Here is a 17,914-nt window from a genome sequence, read left to right as displayed (position 1 = left end):
GATGCCCAGCCTTAAGGACCTCAAGAACCGGATCGGAAGCGTGAAGAACACGCGGAAGATCACCAAGGCCATGCAGATGGTCGCGGCGGCAAAACTGCGCCGCGCCCAGGAAGCTGCCGAAGCCGCGCGTCCGTTCGCCGAACGGATGACCGCGGTCATGTCGGCGCTGGCTGCGGGCGTGGGCACCGGGGAAGGCGCACCGAAGCTTCTGGCCGGGAACGGCAAGGACCAGGTGCATCTTCTGGTGGTCATGACCAGCGAGCGCGGGCTGTGCGGCGGCTTCAACTCGTCGATCGTCAAGCTGGCCCGGACCCGGGCTGCAGAGCTGACGGCGGCGGGCAAGACGGTGAAGATCCTCACCGTCGGCAAGAAGGGCCGTGAACAGCTGCGCCGCGACTGGGGCAGCGCCTTCGTGGGTCACGTGGACCTGAGCGAAGTGAAGCGCGTGGGCTATGCCAACGCGCAGGCCATCGCGCGGGAAGTCATGGCGGCTTTCGAGGCTGGCGAGGCGGACGTGGTCACGATCTTCTACAACCGCTTCCAGTCGGTGATCAGCCAGATCCCGACCGAGCAGCAGGTCATCCCGGCCAAGTTCGAAACCGCAGGCGCCACGGCGCTGTACGACTACGAACCCTCGGAAGAGGCGATCCTGGCCGATCTGCTGCCGCGCGGCGTGGCGACGCAGATCTTTACCGCTCTCCTGGAAAACGGCGCCTCGGAGCAGGGCGCGCGGATGTCCGCAATGGACAACGCGACCCGCAACGCTGGCGACATGATCAACCGGCTGACGATCCAGTACAACCGGAGCCGTCAGGCCGCGATCACCAAGGAACTCATCGAAATCATTTCGGGCGCCGAGGCGCTCTGACGAACCCGGAGTAGACAACAATGGCAAAAGCCCCGAAAGCCTCTGCTGGCGCTGGCAAGGTGACCCAGGTCATCGGCGCGGTCGTCGACGTGCAGTTCGACGGCGCACTTCCCGCGATCCTGAACGCGCTGGAGACCGACAACAACGGCAAGCGTCTGGTCCTGGAAGTGGCCCAGCACCTTGGCGAAAACACCGTCCGCTGCATCGCGATGGACGCGACCGAGGGCCTGGTCCGCGGCGCTGCGGTCAAGGACCTTGGCGCGCCGATCTCGGTCCCCGTGGGTGACGCGACGCTGGGCCGCATCCTGAACGTCATCGGCGAGCCGGTGGACGAAAAGGGCCCGGTCGTGGCCAAGGAAATGCGCCCGATCCACCAGCCCGCCCCGTCGTTCAGCGAGCAGGCGACGGAAAGCCAGGTGCTGGTCACCGGCATCAAGGTCATCGACCTGCTGGCACCCTACGCCAAGGGCGGGAAGATCGGCCTCTTCGGCGGTGCCGGCGTGGGCAAGACGGTTCTGATCATGGAACTGATCAACAACATCGCCAAGGTGCACTCGGGCTATTCGGTGTTCGCCGGTGTGGGTGAACGGACCCGTGAGGGCAACGACCTGTATCACGAGATGATCGAATCGGGCGTTATCAAGATCGACGACCTGACGGCATCGAAAGTGGCGCTGGTTTACGGTCAAATGAACGAACCCCCGGGGGCCCGTGCCCGCGTGGCGCTGACCGGCCTGACGCTGGCCGAACAGTTCCGCGACCAGTCCGGGACCGACGTTCTGTTCTTCGTCGACAATATCTTCCGCTTTACCCAAGCCGGTTCGGAAGTGTCGGCTCTCTTGGGCCGTATCCCGTCCGCCGTGGGCTACCAGCCGACGCTGGCGACCGACATGGGTGCGCTGCAGGAACGCATCACCTCGACCAAGGCGGGCTCGATCACCTCGGTTCAGGCCATCTACGTTCCGGCCGACGACCTGACCGACCCGGCGCCGGCCACGTCCTTCGCCCACCTCGACGCCACCACGGTTCTGTCGCGTGCGATCTCCGAACTCGGGATCTACCCCGCCGTGGACCCGCTCGACTCGACCTCGCGTCTGCTGGACCCGGCGGTCATCGGGGAAGAGCACTACAACGTCGCCCGTTCGGTGCAGGGTATCCTTCAGCGCTACAAGTCGCTGCAGGACATCATCGCCATCCTCGGCATGGACGAACTGTCGGAAGAGGACAAGCTGACCGTGGCCCGCGCCCGGAAGATCCAGCGCTTCCTGTCGCAGCCGTTCGACGTGGCGAAGGTTTTCACCGGCTCGGACGGTGTGCAGGTTCCGCTGGAAAAAACCATCGCGTCCTTCAAGGCGGTGGTGAACGGCGAATATGACCACCTGCCGGAAGCCGCCTTCTACATGGTCGGCGACATCGAGGAAGTGAAAGCCAAGGCTGCCAAACTCGCGGCAGCTGCGGCGTAAGGGGGCGAAATGGCCAGCACGGTTCAATTCGACCTGGTCAGCCCGGAACGCCGCCTTGCGTCGTTCCCGGCGACCGAGGTCCAGATCCCCGGCGCTGACGGTGATCTGACGGCGATGGAGGGCCATGCGGCCACCATCACCTCGCTGCGGCCGGGCGTTCTGCGCGTGGTGGCGGCGGATGGCATCAAGGCCTTTATCGTGACCGGCGGCTTTGCCGAGATCAGCGCGACCGGCGTGTCGGTGCTGGCTGAACAGGCCGTGCCGCTGAACGAGCTGACCCCCGCCGCGCTTGATGCGCTGGTGGCCGACGCCTGCGAAGCGGCTGCCGTCAACTCGGACAAGGACGCGGCCGACAAGGCCGTGGCCGACCTCTATGCGATGCGGGCCGCTGCGGCGATCTGAGCCCAGCGCACTGTCGACGATTGGACAAAGGCCCCGCCGAAAGACGGGGCCTTTGCATTCTTCTGGCCCTTTGGCCGAAAAATCGGCATTATTGACCTTGGGGATGGGTGTTGGGTTAGTGATGCGACGGTTTTCAGGCGCTGTTGGTGTCCAGCAAGGGACAAGAATCCTTTTTTCCGACTTTGCGCATGATGGCGCGATGTGGACGGGTTCGGGACCGCGCGAAGTCCGCCATGTTCAGACTTTCAGCGAGCCTTTCCAGTCCCCGCCGGTGGTGACGGTCGGCATTTCCATGTGGGACATTGACCGCAAAACCAACTCGCGCGTCGATATCAGCGCAGACAACATCACCGCCACCGGGTTCGAGATCGTGTTCCGCACCTGGGCCGACACCCGTATCGCCCGAATCCGCGCCGACTGGATGGCCATCGGACAGGTGCGCGACGACGATGACTGGGACGTCAGCTAAACCCGCGCAGGCTCGCGGATCAGGCGGCTAGCAAGCCAGACCGACAGAGCAAAGACCGCCAGCCCGGCCAGCAGGTCGACCAGGTGGTGCCCGCCATGGGTCAGGGTGGCGGGAACCATCGCCGTATTGACCGCGGTCAGCGGCAGGAAGGCAAAGGTCCCGCGCGAGAACCAGACCACCATCAGCGCCATGATCATGTGGTAGGACGGGAAGGCGACGACCCCGGTGATGACCTCGGGACTGATCTGGCGCGGGCCGACCTCGACCAGGTTTTTCAGATGCTGCCCATAGGTCGGGTCGAAGTAGAGGCCGGTCGCCAGACGGTCGGCCTCGGGGATCGACTGGAAGGCCGAGGGACCGACCGAAGGGATGACCCACCAGATTGCGACGGCGATGATCAGGGTGATGATCCCGACCAGGAGAAACCGGTGCAGGGCAATTTCGCGCGACAGGGCGGCCAGGAGAACGATGGTCAGCAGGATCTGCACCAGCGATGAATGGTAGATATAGCCAAGCACTGCGGCAAAGCCCGGATACTGCGCCAGCCAAGCCACGGCGGTCGGCCAGTGGTAGCCCAGCACGGCATCGGCCTGGATCAACGCAGGGTCGATCAGCGGGTTCGGCAGCGGGAACAGGGCGAAGATGAAGATCGAGGAGACGGCGGTGAAGCCGGTGAAGATCGCGGCACCGACCAGTGCGAGGGCGATGCGCGGGGCGGCCTTGACCTGCCGGACATAGCCGCCGATGGCAGCAAGCCCCAGGGTCGCGACGTAGCCGCCCAGGAAAGGTGGCCAGTTGACCTGACGCTGCATCGTCAACGCCAGAGCAAGGGCAAGGACACCGATAAGGGCGATGAACCACAAGAGGCACGCTTCGATCGGAAGCAGCCGTACAAGCCGGTTAGACCCCTGCCCCGCCATTGCGGCCCTTGATTCCATAATCCTCGCCCGTTCCGGCAAATGCCCCGCAATCATGCGCGGACCTGCAACAATGGATTGGCTATCGGAGAATTGGGCTGACTTTATGGCAATTCCGGTGCGGTTTCACGTCAGCTGCGCTGGTAAAGACCTTCGTAGATCGGGACCAGCGTGTCCGTCTCGAACAGGCTGGAAACCGACATCCCGCCCCAGATGTTCAGGATCGCTTGCGCGAACATCGGCGCGGTGGGGACGATGCGGATGTTCTTCGCGGACTTCACTGCCTCGGTCGGGGCAATCGAGTCGGTGATGACCAGCGACTTCATGACCGAATTCTGGATGCGTTCCACCGCGGGACCGGACAGCACGCCATGGGTGATATAGCTGTGCACCTCGGTCGCCCCGGCCTCCATCAGCGTCTCGGCGGCCTTGCAAAGCGTCCCGGCCGTGTCGCAGATGTCGTCGACGATGATGCACTTGTGGCCCTTCACGTCGCCGATCACCGTCATGCCCGCAATCTCGCCCGCCTTTTCCCGCCGCTTGTCGACAATGGCGAGGGGTGCGTTGATCCGTTTGGCCAGTTCCCGCGCGCGCGCCACGCCGCCGACGTCGGGCGAGACGACCATCAGGTCCTGCATCTGACCCTTGAACTGATGCTCGATGTCCAGCGCAAAGACGGGCGAGGCGTAGAGGTTGTCAACGGGGATGTCGAAGAAGCCCTGGATCTGCGCGGCATGCAGGTCGAGCGTCAGGACGCGGTCGACGCCGGCCTGGGTGATGAGGTTTGCCACCAGCTTGGCCGAAATCGGCGTCCGGGCCTTGGCGCGGCGGTCCTGACGGGCATAGCCGAAATAGGGGATCACGGCGGTGATCCTGGAAGCAGAAGACCGACGCAGAGCGTCGGTCATGATCAGCAGTTCCATCAGGTTGTCATTCGCCGGGTTCGAGGTCGACTGGATGACGTACATGTCCTCGCCGCGGACGTTCTCGAAGACCTCGACGAAGATCTCCTGATCGTTGAACCGCTCGACCCGGGCGTCCACCAGATTGACGCTCATCCCCCGGTGCATCGACATCCGCCGGGCGATGGACTTCGCCAAGGGAAGGTTGGCGTTACCGGCGATGAGCTTCGGTTCGGTGACAGCGGGCATGGCGGCTCCGGGCAGCGGATTCGGGATGCGCACGCCTTATCACCCGGCTTTGCGAATGCAAACCGGCGCGGCCGCTAACGGTGCGAAAAAGCCTTGGTCAGAAGGCGTTGAGGAAGGCGTCGACGTCAGCCTCGGTCGTGGACCAGCTTGCGACCAGGCGCGCCCGTTCCCGGCCTTCGGGGGCGGGGAAGCGGTAGTAGGCCGCACCTGCGGCTTCCAGCCTTTCGTGGTGGCCTGCGGCCCATTCCGGGAAGAGCATGTTGGCGTCCGCGGGCGGCACATGGGCCTGCCTTTGCCGCAGACCTTCGACCAGTCGCTGCCCCATGGCGTTGGCCTGTTTCGCCAGCCGCAGCCAGAGGCCGCCTGACAGGTAGGCCTCCATCTGGGCCGACAGGAACCGATGCTTGGAAAAGAGGTGCCCGCCCCGCTTGCGGCGGAGTTCAAGCTCCCAGGCCTTGGCGGGGTTGAAGAGGACGACGCCCTCGACCCCCAGGCAGCCGTTCTTGGTGCCGCCCAGCGAAAGGACGTCGATTCCCGCCTTCCAGGTCATTTCGGCCGGGGTCGCGCCCGTTGCGACCAACGCATTGGCGAAGCGCGCGCCGTCGAGGTGGCAGGGGATGCCCCTGGCCTTGGCGAGTGCCGTCAGGGTGGCGATCTCGGCAGGGGTGTAGACCGTCCCGGCCTCGGTCACGTTGGTCAGTGACAGCATGCCCCTTTGGACGCCGTGGACGCCGCTTTCGCCGGTGGTGGCGAGGGCCTGTCCCAGCGTGTCGGGTGTGATCTTGCCGTGCTCGCCTGGTACCAGCACCAGCTTGGCGCCGGAGTAGAACTCGGGCGCGTTGCATTCGTCTTCGGCGATGTGGGCGTGGCGGTGGCAGAAGACGCCATCCCAGGGCTGCACATGGGTGGCGATGGCCAGCGCGTTGGCGGCGGTGCCGGTGGCGACAAGCCGGACCTCGGCCCGGGGTGCCTCGAACAGGTCGCGGACAAGGTCGGTGACACGCTCCATCGCGGCATCGGCGCCGTAGCTGCGCTCATAGCCTTCGTTCGCCTTCAGGATCGCGGCCATGATCTCGGGCGCGGCGCCCGAGGTGTTGTCGGAAGCAAAGCGCATCAGGGGGTTTCCTCGATCAGGTAGTCTTCCCAGTCATCCTCGGGGACCGACCCTTCGGGGATGGTGATCCCCTTGATGCCGTTCCCCGAAGTGTGGGTGCTTTCCGGGTCGCCGGTCAGCAGCGGGTGCCACGACGGCAGTTTCTTCTTTTGCCACAGCAGTTTGTAGGCGCAGGTCGCGGGCATCCAGTAAGCGATCTTGGGCAGGGTCTTTGGTGTCAGGACGACACATTCCGGGACATGCAGCTTGCGGTTCGGGTAGTCGCGGCACTGGCAGGTATCGCCGTCCAGGAGGCGGCAGGCGATGCGGGTATAGGCGACCTCGCCTGTGTCTTCGTATTCCAGCTTGTTCAGGCAGCACTTGCCGCAGCCGTCACACAGAGCCTCCCATTCCTGTTGGGTCAGCTTGTTCAGGGGAACGGTTTCCCAGAAGCGGGGGCGGAGCGTGGTCATGCGTGGAAGGTGCGGCGGCGCGGCGGAAAAGGGAAGGGGTTACAGCGCCGAAAGGATCTCGCGTGCCTTGGCGCAGTCGGCGTCCATCTGGGTGATGAGCGCGGGGAGGCCGTCGAACTTCAGCTCCGGCCGCAGGAAATCGACCAAGGCGACGGAAAGGTGGTGGCCGTAAAGGTCGCCCTTGAAGTCCAGCAGGAAGGTTTCCAGGTTCGGGACTTCGCCGTTGAACATGGGCCGCACCCCAAGGCTGGCCGCGCCCATGTAGGATCCGGCATGGGGGCCGGTCAGGACGTCGACCTTGACGGCATAGACCCCGAAGCGCGGCAGATGAAGGCCGGAAAGGGCCATGTTCGCGGTGGGATAGCCAAGTTCCCGGCCCCGCTTTTCGCCGTGGATCACCTCGCCCTCAATCCGGTGCAGGTGGCCCAGCATGTCGGCGGCATCGCGGGGGCGGCCTTCGGTCAGGGCCTGGCGGATCGCGGTGGAGGACACCTCGCGCCCGGCGATCTGGACCAATGGGGCAATGGTGGTGGCGAAGCCGAAATGTTCTCCAAGGGCGCGGAGATCCCTGGCCGTGCCCGCGCGGCCCTTGCCGAAGCAGAAGTCGGCGCCGACGACGACGTGGGATATGCCAAGCCCTTCGGCCAGAACGGTTTTTGCGAAGTCCTCGGGAGTCAGGGCAGCGAGGGCGCGGTTGAATGGGATTTGGAACAGATGCTCCACCCCCAGCTTCGCCAGCCGGTTGGCGCGGGCCTCGGCGTTCATCAGGCGAAAGGGCGGGGCGTCGGGGGCGAAGAACTGGCGGGGGTGGGGTTCAAACGTGATGATGCCCAGCGGGCCACGGTCGCGGGCGAGGTCGATGACCGAGGCGTGGCCCAGATGCACGCCGTCAAAGTTGCCCATCGCAACGGATGCGCCGCGGGCTTTGGGGTCAAGCCACTGGAAGTCTTGATGAATCTGCATCCGCGCCCTTCACGGGGGCGTCTGCCCCGTCAGTCGAACTTGCGGCTGGGCGCGAGAACCAGCGCCTCACCCTTCAGGACAACGGTTTTACCCACCGAGGCGACGGTTTCAAGGGTGACTCGGCGCTTTGCGTGGTCGATGGCGGTGACGGTCACCTCGGCCCGGACCATGTCGCCGGGGCGGACGGGCGCCATGAACTTGAGAGATTGGCCAAGGTAGACGGTGCCGTGGCCCGGGAGTTGCTCGCCGATGACGGCCGAGATGAGGCCAGCGGTCAGCATCCCATGGGCGATCCGACCTTCGAAAATGGTGTCCTGAGCGTACTGTTCGTCGAGGTGGACGGGGTTCCGGTCGGTGGAGACTTCAGCAAAAAGCTCGATATCCCGGTCGGTTACGACCTTTGACAGGTGGCGGGACATGCCGATTTCGATGTCCTCGATGCAGATCGTGCCGCGGGGCATGTTGTCGAGCATGGTAAGCGAATCCTTTCCGACGCGGGGAAAGGCTAGCACATGCTGCAGCGCGGCACAATCCGTTGCGCAAGATTTGTTCAATATGCGCGCAGTAAGTGAACGAATGTTACCTAGCGGAGGCGACCCATCGCGAAGGTCGGCGACAGCTGCTCCCCTTCCAGCCAGGGGAGCAGGAGACCGGCCTCGGGGGCTTCGACGTCCGCGCCGAAGCGCTCGGCCTCAAGTCCGCCGGTGATGAACAGCGTGTCGAGCCCCTCGCCGATGCCGCCCTGAACGTCGGTGCGGATGCCGTCGCCGATGCAAAGGACCTGCGGGTCGGTCAGGCCGATCTCGGCCAAGCGACGGCGGGCGAGGTCGTAGATCGGGGGGTTGGGTTTGCCGAAGTAGAGCGCGGTGCCGCCCATCGCCTCGTAGGCCTGCGCCAGCGCCCCGGCGCAATAGAGCCGTTTGTCGCCCATGTCGACGATGATGTCAGGGTTGGCGCAAAGCATTGGCAGGCCTAGCGTTTTTCCCATGAGGAGCGTGGCGCGATAGTTGTCGGGTGTTTCCGTGAGGTCGTCGGCAAGGCCGGTGCAGACGATCCCCTCGGCTTCGTTCAGGGGGACGCGGGTGATCGGGGACTGCGTGGTAGCGTAGGCGGCAAGATCATCCGCGAAGTCGGTGAAGAAAGGCTCATCCTTCTGTGCGCCGATGAAGTAGACCTTGCGGCCCACCGCACCCGACAGCATCCCCATCTGCGCGGCATCGCCCGAGGTGACCACCAGGTCATAGGCGTCGTGTGGGACGCAGAGGGCATCCAACTGCTTGATGACGCTGGATTTCGGACGCGGCGCGTTGGTCAGGAGGACGACCTTGCCGCCCGACTTGCGGAAGGCTTGCAGGGCGGCAACGGCAGCCGGATAGGCAGCTTTCCCGTTGTGCAGGCAGCCCCAGAGGTCGCAGAAGACGGCGTCGTAGCGACCGGTCAGATCGGCGAGGGAACGGATGATCTCGGTCATTCGGGGGCCCTTTCGGCGCAAAACGGCGGTCAACGACGCGTCTACGTCGCGTATACCGTCCATGCATACGCGCGTATGCACGAACGGTTGCGCAACAGGCCTGAAATCAGAGCTTCAGCGCCGGGATGATCTGCTTCTTGCGGCTCATGATGCCGGGCAGGACGACGGTGTCGCCGGTGACCTTGGCGCCGAAGGAGGCTTCGGCCATCTGCTTCACCAGGTCGTTCGGGACGAGGAGAGTCGCTTCCTCCTTGATGATGTCGACGACGAAGAGCAGGACCTGATCGGCCCCGTCTTCCTTGGCGACATCGACCATGGACCGCATCAGGCTGTCCTTGCGATCAAGTACGATCTTGGGCGCGGTGGTCTCTAGCACGGACACGCGAAGCTCTTTCCCGGCGACGTTGTATTCCTTGCTGTCCATCCGCAGGAGTTCGGCGTCCGAGAAGGCGGAGACGTCGGACTTGGCCTCGAACATCTTCGTTGCCAGCTCGGCGATGTCGACGCCCAGGTCTTTCGCCAGCTTTTCAGCCACAGCGCGGTCGTGCGGCGTGGTGGTGGGCGAACGGAACTCCAGCGTGTCCGAGAGGATGCAGGACAGCATCGCGCCCTTGATGTGCTTCGGAGCCGTGGCGGCATGGTCACCCATCAGGTCGTGCATGATGGTCGCGGTGCAGGCCAGCGGGCGGATGGTGATGTCGATCGGGGTCTTGGTCTTGATGCCGCCGACCAGAAGGTGATGGTCGATGATGCCCTGGATCTTCGCCTCGTTGATCGAGGGCGGCAGTTCGGCCGGGTTGTTGGTGTCGACGATCACCACCTTGTCGTCAGCGGTGACGTCCGAAATGATCGCGGGCTTGTCCAGACCCCAGTGCTTCAGCACGAAGGCGGCTTCGGTGTTGGGTTCGCCCAGCAGGACAGGTTTCGCCGGGGTGCCGGTTTCGGTCAGGTACCAGGCCCAGATGATGGGCGACCCGGTGGAATCGGTGTCGGGGGATTTGTGGCCGAAGACGAGGGTGGTCATGGGGATGCCCTTGGGAGGTTTTGCGGTTCGCTGGCGGTATAGGCGAGGGCGGGGCGATTGTCACGCGGGGCCAGATGTGGCATGATGGCGACCTTGGTAGAGGAGTGTCCGTGTCATGGAACCGACCGTCTGACGCCCCACTTTGGGGGCATGAGTGGGGCCTGACGGCCCGCGTGCAGCCCATTGCCCGAGGAGTGCCCTGAGAATGGACAAGACCGTTTCGGCCTAAGCGCCGTTTCGTGGCCGGTTTCGTGCCGGCCCTTCCATCCTATTCCAAGACAGGGGCAGATCATGCCGAACACAAAGACTGGAAAACCCGCCATGGCGGGGCTGAAACCGTTGAACAAGGGCGCGAAGGGGCCCGGGTTCGACCCGGCAAGCCTGCGGGCCCCGAAAGGGCCGCAGGGGCTGAAACTGATACCGAAGCGCGGGATGATCCCCGGCAAGTCGGGGCAGCGGTAAGGCCAAGGGGGCGTCCTGTGGGACGCCCCTACTCGGGCAGGGGTGCGGTGCGCGTGCTGCGGAGGATGTGCCAGAAGACTGAGGCAAAAACGATAAGGCCGCCCGCGATGGTGGCGGGCTGGGGCGTTTCGCCGAACATCAGCCAGACCCAGACCGGGGCAATCGGGGCCTCAAGTGCGCCGATCAGGGCGGTTTCGACCGCCGGGATGCGGCGCGAGCCGAGGATGAAGAGGGCAAAGCCGAGAAGCGAGTTTGACAGGCCGAAGATGGCCAAGATGAGGATGGTGTTTCCGTCGGGCACCGAGGTCGTGGCAAAGGGCAGGACTGCCACGACGGTCATCAGCGTGGCGACAAGGCCCGCGGCGAGGGCTGGAATCTCGGGGTTGCGGCGGGCCAGGACGACAAGGACCGCCATGCCGAATGTCATCGCCAATGCCAGCGCATCGCCAAGCGCGGTGCCATCCGTGCTGAGGCCGACCATGAAGACCGCGCCGATCAGGGCGACCAGTGCGGCGATGATGGCAGAGCGGGGGGCCGCCTCGCGCAGGACGAGCCAGGCGAGCACTGCGGTCATCAGCGGAACGGTGGCGTAGATGATGGCGACATGGGCGATGGAGGTGAGGTGGAGGCTGGCCAGATAGGCCGGAAGCGTCAGGACCGAAACCAGCACATAGGCCCAACCCGCCTTGCCGAGGCGCTTGAAACTGCCAAGCCCCGCCCAGCCCTGGAAGACCAGCAGGACGACGGCCATTCCCAGCACGCCAAAGATTCCGCGCCAGAAGATGATGTTCACAAGGTCGGTGTCGGCGGCGCGGATGAAGAGGCCCGCCGTGCTCCACGACAGGGTCGCGATGAAGACCATCGCAAGGCCCAGACGGCGGTCGGTCACCAAGGCTTTGGCGCTTTGGGCAGGACCGGCCATTGCGTGGGTTCGTGGCCGTAGATCAGGATCGCCTCGGGCGGGGCGAGGGACAGGAGGTAGTTGGCCGAGGCCTGTGCCGCAGCCGGGTTGTCCGCATCGGCAAATCCCTCTGCGGGTTCGGATGCCCGGTTGATCGCGTCGGCGGCAAGGATGACGTGGCGGCCATCGGGCAGGGCGACCAGCGCCGAAAGGTGGCCCGCCGTATGGCCGGGGGTGGGGATAAGGGTCAGGCCCTCGCAAACCGGGGTGTCGGCGTCGATCTGGTGGTAGAGCGCCTCCGGCCAGGGGATCGGACGGGCGCTGCCGAAGTAGAGCGGCGCGGGCTCGGCCCGTTCGCGGGTGGTCAGGACGATGGGGGCGTGGGCGAAGAGGGGCAGCGAGCCGACGTGGTCGATATGGCCGTGAGAGAGGATGACGAGGTCGATGTCCCGGGGCGCAAGGCCGAGAAGGGCCAGCGCACCTTCGGCCGTCTGGTCATGGCGGAAGTCGATCAGACGGCCAAAGCGGGGGAGGCCGTCCTGAGCAGGGCGGTCGGGATCGGTCAGATACCCGGGCGGGAAGCCGGTGTCGAACAGGATGTTCTGGCCCCGGTCGGTCTGCATCAGATAGCCGGGGATGCCGATGACCCTTTCACCGCCCCGCACCTCGAACAGGCCGAGATCAAGGATGTAAAGCCGCGCGATCCGGCCGGGCAGGATCACAATTTCAGCTCCTCCAGAGTGAAGCCTTCCTTCTGCAACAGGTTCAGCACCCCATCCTCACCCGACAGGTGCAGGGCCCCGAAGGCGGTGAAGACCGGACCCTTGGCTGCGGCGTCCGTCAGCACCGGGATCCAGGCGCGGTTGCGTCGGGAGGCGACGATCTCTTCCATCTGGGCGAACTCGGCGTCGACCTCGGCGCGGGTATAGCCGGGCTGGTCATAGCTGGCAAAGCGCATCAGCTCCCACGCCTGGCGGCTTTCGCCCGCGAAATAGCTGTCGACGAGGGTGGTGAAGTAATCCTCGCTCATGTCCTCGATGGCGAGAGTCGAGGCCAGCATCTCGGTCAGCTGGTCCGTGGTCAGGTCGCCGAAGATGGTGAACAGCGTGTCGAACGGTTCCAGTCCGCGCACCGGGACCCCCGCGGCCTGGGCGGTGTCGACGACCATGCCGTCCAGCCCCTTCGGCTTGTCGGTCATCGCCGACATCGCGCAGGGCGGGATCGACAGCAGCGTCAGGACATACCAGGGCTGGAACTTCGCCGCCATGAAAGCCGGGATGCCCCGGTCGGACATCGCCCTGGACAGGGGGTCCCAGACCTCGGGCGGAAGAAGCTGGTTCAGCGTCGGGCCTTCGGTGATGACCATGGTCGAGGGGGTCTTGGCGATCAGCGACATGAGCGCCTTCTCCTCGTCCGGTCCCGCCTCGACCAGCACGGTCTTCGCCGAGGTGATCTTCGGGGTCAGCGCGGTCAGGGTAGGCGCGTGGCGGGGGTCGTCGAAGTGGTAGGTCCCGACGATGGTAATGACCTCATCCCCCCGGGTCGCGCGCCAGAAATTTCCGGTGGGAAAGGGCACCGCATTGGCTGCGGCGGCGATCTCGGCCCGGCGGGCGGGATCCATGGTGGAAAACAGGTTCTGGCCGACGCAGGCGGCTGAGGCCGCGCCGCAAACAAGGGCGCCCAGAAAGAGGACGGACAGGCAGGTGAGAAGACGGGACATGCGGCAGATCACTCAAGCTTCGGTTCGGGCCATCGTGGCATCGGACCGGCAAAAGGCAAATCAAAAAGCCCGACCGGGGTGTTGACACACAGCGGGCCTTCGCCTACCTGCTAGCGCGTTAGCACTCGGGCAAGCTGAGTGCTAATCAAGATCAAACCTGGAAACTCAAGGGAGTACCCCAGATGGCTTTCAAACCGCTGCATGACCGCGTTCTGGTCAAGCGTATCGCTTCCGACGAAAAGACCAAGGGCGGGCTGATCATCCCCGACACCGCCAAGGAAAAGCCCGCAGAGGGCGAGATCGTCGCCGTGGGCGAAGGTGCGCGCAAGGACTCGGGTGAGCTGATCGCGCCGTCGGTCAAGGCCGGCGACCGGATCCTCTTCGGCAAGTGGTCGGGCACCGAAGTGACCCTGAACGGCGAAGAGCTGCTCATCATGAAGGAAAGCGACATCCTCGGCATCATCGGCTGAGGGGAGTCGGGGTGAACCCCGACCTGCGCAAATCCATAACCCATTCAAGGAGCTATCATAATGGCTGCTAAAGACGTCAAGTTCGACACCGACGCCCGCGACCGCATGCTGCGCGGCGTGAACATCCTCGCCGACGCCGTGAAGGTGACCCTGGGCCCGAAAGGCCGCAACGTGGTCATCGACAAGTCGTTCGGCGCCCCGCGCATCACCAAGGACGGCGTCACCGTCGCCAAGGAAATCGAACTGGCCGACAAGTTCGAGAACATGGGCGCGCAGATGGTGAAGGAAGTCGCTTCCCGCACCAACGACGAGGCCGGTGACGGCACCACCACCGCGACCGTGCTGGCCCAGGCCATCATCCGCGAAGGCATGAAGTCGGTCGCCGCGGGCCTGAACCCGATGGACCTGAAGCGCGGCATCGACCTGGCGACCGCCAAGGTTGTCGAGCAGATCAAGGCGATGGCCCGTCCGGTGAAGGACTCGGCTGAAGTCGCGCAGGTCGGCACCATCTCGGCCAACGGCGAAACTGAAATCGGCCGTCAGATCGCGGAAGCGATGCAGAAGGTCGGCAACGAGGGTGTCATCACCGTCGAAGAGAACAAGGGCCTTGAGACGGAAACCACCGTCGTCGAAGGCATGCAGTTCGACCGCGGCTACCTGTCGCCCTACTTCGTCACCAACGCCGACAAGATGATTGCGGAACTGGAAGACGCCTTCATCCTGCTGCACGAGAAGAAGCTGTCGTCGCTGCAGCCGATGGTTCCGCTGCTGGAAGCCGTGATCCAGTCGCAGCGTCCGCTGGTGATCGTCGCTGAAGACGTCGAAGGCGAAGCGCTTGCCACCCTCGTCGTCAACAAGCTGCGTGGCGGGTTGAAGATCGCTGCCGTGAAGGCTCCGGGCTTCGGCGACCGTCGCAAGGCCATGCTGCAGGACATCGCGATCCTGACCGGCGGCCAGGTGATCTCGGACGATCTCGGCATGAAGCTGGAGAATGTCGGCCTCGACATGCTGGGCCGTGCGAAGAAGGTCATCATCAAGAAGGATGACACCACGATCATCGACGGTGCTGGCGAGAAGGCGGAGATCGAAGCCCGCGTCGGCCAGATCCGCGCGCAGATCGAGGAAACCACCTCGGACTACGACCGCGAGAAGCTGCAGGAGCGTGTGGCCAAGCTGGCGGGCGGCGTTGCCGTCATCCGCGTCGGCGGCATGACCGAAGTCGAAGTGAAAGAGCGCAAGGACCGCGTTGATGACGCCCTGAACGCGACCCGTGCGGCCGTGCAGGAAGGCGTGATCGTCGGTGGTGGCGTGGCGCTGGTGCAGGCTTCCAAGGGCCTCGACGGCCTGAAGGGCGCCAACAGCGACCAGGACGCCGGCATCGCCATCGTCCGCCGCGCGCTGGAAGCTCCGCTGCGCCAGATCGCCGAGAACGCCGGTGTCGACGGTGCCGTGGTGGCTGGCAAGGTCCGCGAGTCCAATGACACCTCGTTCGGCTTCAACGCCCAGACCGAAGAATATGGCGACATGTTCAAGTTCGGCGTGATCGACCCGGCCAAGGTGACCCGCACCGCTCTGGAAGACGCGGCGTCGGTGGCTTCGCTCCTGATCACCACCGAGGCGATGATCGCCGACCGTCCCGAGCCGAAAGGCGCTCCGGCCATGCCGGGCGGCGGCGGCGGCATGGGCGGGATGGACTTCTGATCCACCGCTTCAGGACTACGGGAAAGGGCGCCTTCGGGCGCCCTTTTTCTGTTGCGGATGGTGGGCAGCATTGCCCACCCTACAAAGCCCCGGCATGGTGCCACCCATGCGGCTTTTTCTTCTCACCGCCCTGACCATGCTGGCCTTCGCGGCCAATTCCGTGCTGAACCGCTGGGCGGTGGGGCCGGGCCATATCGGGGCGGTCGAGTTCGCGATGGTCCGGCTGGTGTCGGGGGCCGCGATGCTGGCCCTGCTGCTTCTGTGGCAGCGCGGCGGCTGGGGCTGGCCCGGCAGTCATGGGCGCGTGGGGGGCGTTCTGGGGCTGTCGGTCTATCTGACCGGGTTCTCGCTGGCCTATCGGGGGCTTGAGGCCGGGACCGGGGCGCTGGTGCTGTTCGGCATGGTTCAGGTCACGATGTTCGCCGGAGCCGTCTGGTCGCGGGAGGCGATCCCCGCGCGGCGCTGGATCGGGGCGGGGCTGGCGCTGGGCGGACTGGGTCTGATCGCCACACCGGGCGCTGCCGAGGCGCTGCCGCTGGTCCTGATGGCGGCGGCGGGGGTTGGCTGGGGGGTCTATTCGCTGGCGGGCCGGGGGTCTGCCGATCCGCTTGCGGCAACGGCGTGGAATTTCCTGCTGTCAGTCCCGCTGGTCCTGCCGCTTGGCCTTGTCGCCGGGGTTGCGCAACCCGATGGGATCGGTCTGGCGCTTGCGGTGGTGTCCGGCGCTGTCACCTCGGGGCTGGGCTATGCGCTGTGGTATGCCGTGCTGCCTGCGCTGGGCGCGGCGCGGGCGGCGGTGGCGCAACTGTCCGTCCCGATGATCGCGGCGCTGGGCGGGGCGGTGCTGTTGGCAGAGGTCCCGGGTCTGCGGTTCTGGGGAGCAGCCGTTCTGGTCCTGGGCGGTGTGGCGCTTGCCAGTCTGCCCTACAGGTCCTTCACCATCCGCTCGACCCAGTGACCTGTCGTGCTGTCCTGACGGCGGATGCCGGTGGGGCGGAAACCCTCCCGCTCCCAGAAGGCCCGGCCGCGCGGGTTCGCGTCGAGGACGGCCAGATACAGCCGCGGAGCATGGCGTTTGCGGGCAAGCGCGGCGGCATGGGCCAGGAAGGCCTTGCCGTGGCCGGCCCCTTGCGCCCAGGGGCCGATCAGCATCAGGCCCAGATAGGCGTCGTTCGGCTCGGGAAAGCCGTAGGAGACCTCGGCCACGCCCGAGAGGCGGTGGTTCAGGAAGAGGCCCAGCCGGTCGCTGGTCGCAGGATCGCAGTTCGGGGGGGCGTCGGAGAAGAAGTCCTGCGCCTGCGACTCGGGATCGCAACGGCCTTCGGCCAAAAGCCAGTAGTCCGGCGCCTCGCGGTAGAATTGCGCGACGAGGGCGGTTTCCGAGGGGAATAGCTCACGGATGCGCATGGGCGATCCTTGTGATTTCCAGGTCGAGCGGGCCAGAGGGTCTGCGCCATGTCACCAGGTCGCCAACCTGCGTGCCGAGGAGGGCGCGGGCCAAGGGAGAGTTCGGCGCGATGCGGTGGCGGGTGGCGTCGGCTTCGTCCTCTCCCACGATCTCGTAGGTGGTCTCGTGACCATCCGGATCGGCGACGGTGACGGCAAGGCCGAAGGCGACTTCGGTCAGGTCATGCTGGACGGGGTCGATGACGACTGCGGCTTTCAGACGCGACTCCAGCCAGCGCAGGTCGCGTTCGGCTGCCGCCTCGGGCAGCTTGTCCAGCCGGTCGACCCGGGCCTTCAATGCCGCCAGATCGGTCTGACGCTGGGCGATCCGCGCGTGAAGGGCCGCAAGCCCGCGCGGGGTGACGATGTTGGGGCCCGGGGGCACGGGGAGTTCGGGCAGGTCGGGGCGGTCGGCGCCTGCATCCTCGTTGACAAAAGCGCGGCTCATTTCAGGATCACTTCCAGCGGATCGTAAAGCGCGGCGGCCGTGCCCCAGGCGGCGTCGGGCAGCCTGTCGGGCTTGAAGCGGACGCGGCCCGCGGCGAGTTCCGTGCGGGAGAAGAAGCGGCGCTGGCTGACGACTCCTTCCGGGTCGGTCCAGGCGTCGTCGAGGGTCCCGGCGGCGATGGTGCAGCGGAAGAACAGGTCGATCTGGTGAAAGCCCGTGTCGGGGTCGTGGAATTCGTTCACCAGGACCGGCGGGCCGACGGAAATGGTGAGGCCGGTTTCCTCCATCACCTCGCGGGCGAGGGTGTCGGGCAGCGACTGTCCGGCCTCGCATCCCCCGCCCGGGGCGCACCAGAGGCCGAGGCGGGCGTCAGGGTAGGCGTTGACCAGCAGAAGCTGGTCCTCCTGCAGGATCAGCGCGCGGGCGGCGAGGCGGGGCTTGAACTTGGCCATGCCGATAACCCTGTGACGCA

General features: G+C 65.5%; 22 protein-coding genes. 8 read left to right on the top strand and 14 right to left on the bottom strand.

What is annotated here, in order from left to right; all coding sequences use genetic code 11:
* The first annotated feature begins 1 nt into the window (after position 1).
* From E8M84_RS00430 to E8M84_RS00415, 4 genes are all read left to right on the top strand, one after another.
* On the top strand, positions 2 to 868 hold the full coding sequence (locus E8M84_RS00430) for a F0F1 ATP synthase subunit gamma (protein ID WP_137109207.1): 867 nt from the start codon (positions 2 to 4) through the stop codon (positions 866 to 868).
* Positions 869 to 888: 20 nt separating this feature from the next.
* Entirely contained in the window at positions 889 to 2,331 is a 1,443-nt protein-coding gene (gene atpD / locus E8M84_RS00425) for a F0F1 ATP synthase subunit beta (protein ID WP_137109206.1), read from the top strand.
* Positions 2,332 to 2,340: 9 nt separating this feature from the next.
* The gene (locus tag E8M84_RS00420; RefSeq protein ID WP_137109205.1) at positions 2,341 to 2,733 is read left to right on the top strand and encodes a F0F1 ATP synthase subunit epsilon; all 393 of its coding nucleotides are present in this window, start codon (positions 2,341 to 2,343) and stop codon (positions 2,731 to 2,733) included.
* A gap of 121 nt (positions 2,734 to 2,854) precedes the next feature.
* On the top strand, positions 2,855 to 3,202 hold the full coding sequence (locus E8M84_RS00415) for an H-type lectin domain-containing protein (RefSeq protein ID WP_137110782.1): 348 nt from the start codon (positions 2,855 to 2,857) through the stop codon (positions 3,200 to 3,202).
* On the opposite strand, the gene E8M84_RS00410 is transcribed toward E8M84_RS00415, so the two are convergent.
* From E8M84_RS00410 to E8M84_RS00375, 8 genes are all read right to left on the bottom strand, one after another.
* Positions 3,199 to 4,140, bottom strand: coding sequence for a phosphatase PAP2 family protein (locus tag E8M84_RS00410; RefSeq protein WP_170971804.1), 942 nt, complete (start codon positions 4,138 to 4,140; stop codon positions 3,199 to 3,201). The genes E8M84_RS00415 and E8M84_RS00410 overlap by 4 nt on opposite strands.
* 110 nt (positions 4,141 to 4,250) lie before the next feature.
* Positions 4,251 to 5,270 (bottom strand): ribose-phosphate pyrophosphokinase, encoded by a 1,020-nt coding sequence (locus E8M84_RS00405; protein WP_137109203.1) that lies wholly within the window; start codon positions 5,268 to 5,270, stop codon positions 4,251 to 4,253.
* A gap of 97 nt (positions 5,271 to 5,367) precedes the next feature.
* Positions 5,368 to 6,384, bottom strand: coding sequence for a low specificity L-threonine aldolase (locus tag E8M84_RS00400; RefSeq protein WP_137109202.1), 1,017 nt, complete (start codon positions 6,382 to 6,384; stop codon positions 5,368 to 5,370).
* Positions 6,384 to 6,836 (bottom strand): YcgN family cysteine cluster protein, encoded by a 453-nt coding sequence (locus E8M84_RS00395; RefSeq protein ID WP_137109201.1) that lies wholly within the window; start codon positions 6,834 to 6,836, stop codon positions 6,384 to 6,386. Before E8M84_RS00395 ends, E8M84_RS00400 begins: the two co-directional genes overlap by 1 nt.
* Before the next feature lie 39 nt (positions 6,837 to 6,875).
* Entirely contained in the window at positions 6,876 to 7,799 is a 924-nt protein-coding gene (locus E8M84_RS00390; RefSeq protein WP_137109200.1) for a bifunctional riboflavin kinase/FAD synthetase, read from the bottom strand.
* A 29-nt stretch (positions 7,800 to 7,828) separates the two neighbouring features.
* Complete coding sequence (locus tag E8M84_RS00385; protein WP_137109199.1) at positions 7,829 to 8,272, bottom strand: MaoC family dehydratase; 444 nt, start codon at positions 8,270 to 8,272, stop codon at positions 7,829 to 7,831.
* Positions 8,273 to 8,382: 110 nt separating this feature from the next.
* Positions 8,383 to 9,270 (bottom strand): TIGR01459 family HAD-type hydrolase, encoded by an 888-nt coding sequence (locus E8M84_RS00380; protein ID WP_137109198.1) that lies wholly within the window; start codon positions 9,268 to 9,270, stop codon positions 8,383 to 8,385.
* A gap of 106 nt (positions 9,271 to 9,376) precedes the next feature.
* The gene (locus E8M84_RS00375; RefSeq protein ID WP_137109197.1) at positions 9,377 to 10,294 is read right to left on the bottom strand and encodes a manganese-dependent inorganic pyrophosphatase; all 918 of its coding nucleotides are present in this window, start codon (positions 10,292 to 10,294) and stop codon (positions 9,377 to 9,379) included.
* Between the two features lie 291 nt (positions 10,295 to 10,585).
* Between E8M84_RS00375 and E8M84_RS21350 the strand changes: the two genes are divergently transcribed.
* Positions 10,586 to 10,756 (top strand): hypothetical protein, encoded by a 171-nt coding sequence (locus E8M84_RS21350; RefSeq protein ID WP_170971803.1) that lies wholly within the window; start codon positions 10,586 to 10,588, stop codon positions 10,754 to 10,756.
* Between the two features lie 28 nt (positions 10,757 to 10,784).
* Here the strand turns inward: E8M84_RS21350 and E8M84_RS00370 are convergent, their stop codons facing one another.
* From E8M84_RS00370 to E8M84_RS00360, 3 genes are read right to left on the bottom strand one after another with little or no spacing between them, the layout of a single operon-like run.
* Positions 10,785 to 11,645: a DMT family transporter gene (locus tag E8M84_RS00370; protein WP_170971802.1), complete on the bottom strand. Its 861-nt coding sequence runs from the start codon at positions 11,643 to 11,645 to the stop codon at positions 10,785 to 10,787.
* On the bottom strand, positions 11,642 to 12,379 hold the full coding sequence (locus tag E8M84_RS00365) for an N-acyl homoserine lactonase family protein (RefSeq protein WP_137109195.1): 738 nt from the start codon (positions 12,377 to 12,379) through the stop codon (positions 11,642 to 11,644). Before E8M84_RS00365 ends, E8M84_RS00370 begins: the two co-directional genes overlap by 4 nt.
* Complete coding sequence (locus E8M84_RS00360; RefSeq protein ID WP_137109194.1) at positions 12,376 to 13,377, bottom strand: TraB/GumN family protein; 1,002 nt, start codon at positions 13,375 to 13,377, stop codon at positions 12,376 to 12,378. The genes E8M84_RS00365 and E8M84_RS00360 overlap by 4 nt, the downstream gene beginning before the upstream one ends.
* A 182-nt stretch (positions 13,378 to 13,559) precedes the next feature.
* Here E8M84_RS00360 and E8M84_RS00355 point away from each other — a divergent pair, with 182 nt between their 5' ends.
* From E8M84_RS00355 to E8M84_RS00345, 3 genes are all read left to right on the top strand, one after another.
* Positions 13,560 to 13,847, top strand: a complete 288-nt coding sequence (locus E8M84_RS00355; RefSeq protein WP_137109193.1) for a co-chaperone GroES — start codon at positions 13,560 to 13,562, stop codon at positions 13,845 to 13,847.
* A gap of 60 nt (positions 13,848 to 13,907) precedes the next feature.
* Entirely contained in the window at positions 13,908 to 15,548 is a 1,641-nt protein-coding gene (gene groL, locus E8M84_RS00350; RefSeq protein ID WP_137109192.1) for a chaperonin GroEL, read from the top strand.
* A 106-nt stretch (positions 15,549 to 15,654) separates the two neighbouring features.
* Positions 15,655 to 16,506 carry a DMT family transporter gene (locus E8M84_RS00345; protein WP_137109191.1) on the top strand — a complete coding sequence of 284 codons (852 nt, stop codon included), beginning with the start codon at positions 15,655 to 15,657 and terminating at the stop codon, positions 16,504 to 16,506.
* On the opposite strand, the gene E8M84_RS00340 is transcribed toward E8M84_RS00345, so the two are convergent.
* Genes E8M84_RS00340 through E8M84_RS00330 form a run of 3 tightly spaced genes read right to left on the bottom strand, consistent with a single transcriptional unit; the run spans position 16,473 to position 17,894 of the window.
* Positions 16,473 to 16,955 carry a GNAT family N-acetyltransferase gene (locus E8M84_RS00340; RefSeq protein ID WP_137109190.1) on the bottom strand — a complete coding sequence of 161 codons (483 nt, stop codon included), beginning with the start codon at positions 16,953 to 16,955 and terminating at the stop codon, positions 16,473 to 16,475. The two genes, E8M84_RS00345 and E8M84_RS00340, sit on opposite strands and share 34 nt — an antisense overlap.
* Positions 16,942 to 17,442 (bottom strand): GreA/GreB family elongation factor, encoded by a 501-nt coding sequence (locus E8M84_RS00335; protein ID WP_137109189.1) that lies wholly within the window; start codon positions 17,440 to 17,442, stop codon positions 16,942 to 16,944. Before E8M84_RS00335 ends, E8M84_RS00340 begins: the two co-directional genes overlap by 14 nt.
* Positions 17,439 to 17,894, bottom strand: a complete 456-nt coding sequence (locus E8M84_RS00330) for an NUDIX domain-containing protein (RefSeq protein WP_137109188.1) — start codon at positions 17,892 to 17,894, stop codon at positions 17,439 to 17,441. The genes E8M84_RS00335 and E8M84_RS00330 overlap by 4 nt, the downstream gene beginning before the upstream one ends.
* Positions 17,895 to 17,914 lie beyond the last annotated feature (20 nt).

Source organism: Rhodobacter sp. SY28-1, from assembly GCF_005222785.1.
GTDB lineage: Bacteria > Pseudomonadota > Alphaproteobacteria > Rhodobacterales > Rhodobacteraceae > Tabrizicola.
Note: the sequence above shows the minus strand (reverse complement) of the source record. Positions and strands in the feature narration are given on the sequence as shown.